The organism is Arcobacter sp. CECT 8985, assembly GCF_004116495.1.
Lineage (GTDB): Bacteria > Campylobacterota > Campylobacteria > Campylobacterales > Arcobacteraceae > Malaciobacter.
The window spans coordinates 1-4,708 of the sequence record NZ_PDKC01000059.1 but is presented as its reverse complement, the minus strand read 5'-3'; the positions used below and the strand labels follow the sequence as shown (position 1 = coordinate 4,708).

Below are 4,708 nucleotides of genomic sequence, written 5' to 3'. Positions count from 1 at the left end.
AAGTTTTCACTTGCTATCATCTCTAAATGTTTTGTTTGTCTATCAAGCTCATTTTCTATTATTGAAAATACTTCTTTATCTGCTTCTTTTAGTTTTGCATTTGTTATGTAACTCATACTTTTCTCCTATAAATTACTATTCTTGATCTTCGTTAGGATCAACTTCTATTTTTAGTGGTTTCATTGCTGGGAATAATAAAACATCTCTAATTGAGTGTTGATTTGTAAGCATCATTACAAGTCTATCTATACCAATTCCTTGACCAGCAGTTGGTGCCATACCATATGATAATGCATTTACAAAGTCTTCATCCATTTCATGTGCTTCATCATCACCTTTATCTTTTGCAGCCATTTGTCCTTCGAATCTTGATAATTGATCAAGTGGATCATTTAACTCACTAAATGCATTTGCTATTTCTTTACCTGCAATAAATAATTCAAATCTATCTGTTAAATGAGGTTTTTCATCACTTCTTCTAGCAAGTGGAGATATTTCCACTGGATATTCAGTAATAAAAGTTGGATTAATTAATTTTTCTTCAACAAATTCATCAAAAAGTTCACCTTGTAATTGACCAAGATTTAAATTTGAATCAACTTCAATATTTTTTTCTTTTAAATACTCTAATATTTTATCTTTGTTTTCAGTAATATCAGCTGGAACGCCACCAATAGTTGATAAAGATTCAATAAGTGGAATTTCTGTAAATTGACCAAAGTCTATTTTTAATTCACCATAAGGTAAAACTGTAGGAAGTTCTAAATGTTCAAATAAGAAATCAAAATACTCTTTCGTAATTTCAATTAAATCTTTGTATGTTTTATATGCCCAATAAAATTCAATTGAAGTAAATTCTGGATTGTGTGTTGCATCCATACCTTCATTTCTAAAGTTTCTATTGATTTCAAAAACTGCTTCAAATCCACCAACAATTAATCTTTTTAGATATAATTCAGGTGCAATTCTTAGGTATCTATCAACACCAAGTGAATTGTGATGTGTAACAAATGGTTTTGCATTTGCTCCACCTGCAATTGGGTGCATCATTGGTGTTTCAACTTCTAAGAAACCTTTATTTTCAAAGAATCTTCTTGTAAGACTTATAACTCTACTTCTAACTTGAAAAGTTTTTCTAACTTGAGAGTTCATAATTAAGTCTAAATATCTTTGTCTATATCTTAACTCTTTATCTTGAACTCCATGGTATTTTTCTGGAAGAGGAGAGATTGATTTTGTTAAGATTACTAAGTTGTCAACATGTAAAGATAGCTCACCTTTATTTGTTACAAATGGGTATCCTCTAACTTCAACAATATCACCAACTTCAACATTCTTTTTGAAAATATTATTATAAAAACCTTCTGGCAAGTTATCTCTTGCTACATAAATTTGTAAAACACCACTTTCATCTTCAACTTTTAAAAAACTAGCTTTACCCATAAGTCTAAAAAATTTAATTCTACCTGATATTGTATAACTTCTATTTTCATCTCTTCTATTTTCTAATTGGAATATATCTGAGTTTACATTTATGTATTTTGCTATTGTTGTATTTCTTTCACTTTTATTTGAATATGGATTTACACCTAATTCTCTTAATGTATTTGCTTTTTCAATTCTTTGTTGTATATATTTATTTTCAAACAATCTGTATATCCTTTACGCTATTTGTTTTCTTCTGTATTTATTTTATTATTTTTACTAGATTCTTCTTGTGCTTGTTCTAGTTTTTCTTTTTTATCTTCAATTTTTTTTGCTACTTCTTCTTTTATTTTTGTTGCATGATTTACTGTATTTGTTGTTGTTTGATCTATTTGTTCTGAAACTTTATCTTGGATAGATTTATTAATAGATTCTTTTGTTTTATCAACAACGCTATTTACACCATTTTCAATATTTTTTGAAATTTTTGCAGTATCTAATTTTACAATATATCCACCAACATCAACTAAATAAGGAAAAGTTATTGAAGTTCCTATTTTTTCATCAATAAAAGACTTAAATGATTGTACTTGATAAAGTGCATAAACAATAACTGAAAAAATTAAAAAGATTTTCGCACTACCAAATAAAAATCCAAAAATTCTATTAATTGCACCAAGTCCACTTATATCTGTTATTTTATTTAAAGTTATTGTAATTATATAGACAATTAGCCAAAAGCCCACAAGTGTAGCAATAAATCCTATTAGTTTAATAGTAGCAGAACTTTCAAGTCCTAAAATTGGAGCTATCATATTACCCACATCAAGTGAAAATCTTGAAGCTACAAATATCCCTCCAATAATTCCAACTAATCCTAAAACCTCTTTAATAAAACCTCTAAAAAGTCCCTTTAAACCTAATATAACTGTAAGACCGACTACAACCATATCAAAAATAGTAAAATCTTGCAACTTATTTCCTTTGTAAATAATGAGTATTATAACTAAGTTTTTCCAAATAGAAGTTTAATTAAAATCGATGATGATTTCAGCACCTTTATAAGTATCATTTTTATACGAAAATTCACAGTTTTTAATATCAATTTTATAATGCATATGCTTAGTCAAAAGTTCATGAACCATATATAATCCTAATCCTATTCCATAAGATTGGTGTTTTGTTGTAAAATATGGTTCGAAGATTTTTGAAAGATTTTTTTCTTCTATACCATTTCCTGAGTCTTTAATATGTAATTTTTTATTTTTTATATTTAATAAAATCACTCTTTTATTTTTATCTTTTATTTTACTTAAAGCAAAAATTGAGTTATCTAATAGGTTTGTAATGCATTGTTGAAATTCAACTTTAAAACCATTAATTATAAAATCTTGATCATAATTAAATACAACTTCAATTTCATTTTCATGAAAAATTGATTCTAGAAATTTTATTGAGTTATTTGTTGCTTCTAAAATACTAAAATTAGTGTGGCATTTCTCTTCTATAAAATAGTTAGTGAAATTATCAATAGTTTTTGATAGTTTTCTAGTATTTTGTATTATAGTATTACAAGTTCTTTCAAACTCCTCATCATCTAAAACATTCATCTCTTTTTGTAATTGCATTCCACTAGTTGCAGTACTAATAGAACTTAAAGGTTGTCTCCATTGATGGGCAATATTTTTTAATGTATCTGCAATAGCAGTAATTTTTGATTGTTGAAAAATTAATCTATCTTTCTCTTTACTTTTATAAATTTCATCTTTTATTTTATCTTCTAAAGATTCATTTAACTCTTTTAATTCTTTTGTTTTGTTCTCAATTATCTTTTCTAAATTATTATTTAAATATTTTAGTTCTTCTTTTTGTTCCATTATGTGCGTAATATCAGTTAATGTTACAATTAAATAATTATCAACTTTTCTTTTTGATACATTTATAGAAAAATGTCTTATGACATTTTTATGGTTTTTAATTGCCACTTTAAAATGTTTATGGGAATTAAATAAAATATATTCTGCCCAGTTTTTACCATCATAATCTATGTTTTTTATGTAACTATTGTCTGTATCTATATCTAAAAATGTATTACAAATACAGTAATATTTTTCTTTAAACTCTTTTAAGTTTCTTACATTTTTATAAAATTCAAATAATTGAATATTTGCGTTAATTATCTCTTCTCCATTTGTAATAACAATTATGTTTGATTGAGAGTCTAATATTGATTGTTTTTTACCTTCTTGTATTCTTAATTGTTTTATATGATTTTTTAATTTTCTATTTAATCTTTTTGAATGACTAGAATTTAAATAATAAACATAAAGTATAAAAAGAATTAAAATAATAAGAAGAATAACAGTTGCTAAAATTATTGTTTGTTTATGATAAAGGTTTATCTTTTTTGTATCTATATCTTTTAGTTCTATAAAAGTAAGAATTGAACCAAGATATTCATTATCTCTGTCTTTTAATTTATATGAAATTAGAAGTTTATTATCTATTATTTTGTATTTTTTTAAGTGTAAAAATTCTTCTATATTTTTATTTTTTATGATATTAATATACTTATTTTGTGCATTTTTATTTACAAGGTAATAATCATTTATAAATCTTTTACTAAATGGATATTTTATTCTTTTATTGAATTTTTTATCAACAATAATTATACTGTGAATTTTGTGTTCTTTTAGTTTTTGAGCAATTGAATTAAAGTGAGTAATAACTTCAATAAAACCTAAAAATGAATTGTCTAAATCAAAAATAGGGCATCTTGCTTTTATACTTAAGTCATATTTCCCTACACTAATTGATCTAGTAATATCTTTTGATTTTAAAGTTTGTTTAACATCTTTTCTAAAGTGTAAATCATCATGTTTTAATGTATCCCATGAACGATAGATAGATTGGCCTTTATTATTTACTATTTGAATCCAGACATTCTCAAATCTTGTATATTTTCTCATTTGATTAGATATTTTATTGTATTCAAAGTGATCATAATCTTTATTTTTCATATAGTTATATAATCTATCATCTTTTGCTAAAGCAACAGCAATTGTTATTGTAGCATTTTGTTTGTCTTCAATTAGGCTTGAGATGAATTTTTTTGTTGATTTGTGACTATTTTGATAAGTTGATGCAAGTAAATCATCTTTTTCTTTTTTTATGTATAAAATTGTCATAAAAATTATGACAAGAAAAGATAATATAAAAAGGAATATAAATTTATTATTTTTTTTATAAATCATTTAAAAAAGCCTGACTTTTTATTTATAAT

At 24.5% G+C, this 4,708-nt stretch carries 4 protein-coding genes; all 4 read right to left on the bottom strand.

What is annotated here, in order from left to right:
• The coding region (locus CRU93_RS13835; protein ID WP_164967641.1) for a hypothetical protein at positions 1-116 on the bottom strand (116 nt) is incomplete at its 3' end.
• 19 nt (positions 117-135) lie between these two features.
• Entirely contained in the window at positions 136-1,650 is a 1,515-nt protein-coding gene (gene lysS, locus CRU93_RS13830; RefSeq protein WP_129104777.1) for a lysine--tRNA ligase, read from the bottom strand.
• A gap of 17 nt (positions 1,651-1,667) precedes the next feature.
• Positions 1,668-2,399: a CvpA family protein gene (locus CRU93_RS13825; RefSeq protein ID WP_129104776.1), complete on the bottom strand. Its 732-nt coding sequence runs from the start codon at positions 2,397-2,399 to the stop codon at positions 1,668-1,670.
• A gap of 54 nt (positions 2,400-2,453) precedes the next feature.
• The gene (locus CRU93_RS13820) at positions 2,454-4,613 is read right to left on the bottom strand and encodes an ATP-binding protein (RefSeq protein WP_164967703.1); all 2,160 of its coding nucleotides are present in this window, start codon (positions 4,611-4,613) and stop codon (positions 2,454-2,456) included.
• Between the last annotated feature and the right edge of the window lie 95 nt (positions 4,614-4,708).